Here is a 348-nt window from a genome sequence, read left to right as displayed (position 1 = left end):
ACGGCCAAAGCAATAATGAAGGTCGTCTGAAAGAGCGTCCCGAAACTTGGCACATCCACCATTTCAAACGCAACATCCTCGGCCAACTGATCGAAAAACAAAGCCGCAAAGTCTCCGGCCGCAACGGACAAAGCAAAGACGAAGGCATCAGCCGCACCCGTTTCGAATACGACCCGATTACCGGCAACCTGACCAAAGCCCGCAACCAACACAGCAGCGTCGAACTCGCCTACGACGAACTCGACCGCCTCATCGGCGAAACCACCGTCCATAACGGCCAAAGCGCCACCGTAGGCTATCAATACGACCCGTTAGGCAACCGCATCCGCACCATCCTGCCCGACGGCC

General features: G+C 56.9%; 1 protein-coding gene. It reads left to right on the top strand.

Annotation, left to right across the window (positions count from 1 at the left end; all coding sequences use genetic code 11):
• On the top strand, window positions 1-348 hold a 348-nt coding region (locus HMPREF2952_RS07850; protein ID WP_141754815.1), incomplete at both ends, for an RHS repeat domain-containing protein.

The sequence above is a fragment of the Neisseria sp. HMSC068C12 genome, assembly GCF_001814095.1.
Taxonomy (GTDB): Bacteria; Pseudomonadota; Gammaproteobacteria; order Burkholderiales; family Neisseriaceae; genus Neisseria; species Neisseria perflava.
Note: the sequence above shows the minus strand (reverse complement) of the source record. Positions and strands in the feature narration are given on the sequence as shown.